This window comes from Photobacterium sp. R1 (genome assembly GCF_054600795.1).
The window spans coordinates 1-273 of the sequence record NZ_BAAHZP010000525.1; the positions used below are offsets into that span (position 1 = coordinate 1).

Here is a 273-nt window from a genome sequence, read left to right on the forward strand (position 1 = left end):
GAAGCCGTTCCTTTCGCCGTTGGGTATCCCCTGCCAGCAACCGCCCTGGGGCTATGTCGCAGGTGCGGATTTAAATCAGGGGAAAGTGATTTATCAGCATAAGAACGGAACTATTCAGGATCTGACCCCTTTGCCGTTGCCTGTGAAAATGGGGGTACAGGGTATCGGCGGCCCGGTGATTACTAAAGGCGGGGTTGTCTTTATGTCGGCAGCGGTCGATAACTACCTGCGGGCATACGACCACAGTGACGGAGAGGAACTCTGGAAAGCGCG

1 pseudogene is annotated in these 273 nt (G+C 55.3%); it reads left to right on the forward strand.

Features of this window, described 5'->3' with window-relative positions:
- A pseudogene (locus tag ACYP03_RS26125) lies at window positions 1-273 on the forward strand (hypothetical protein); the annotation flags it as partial.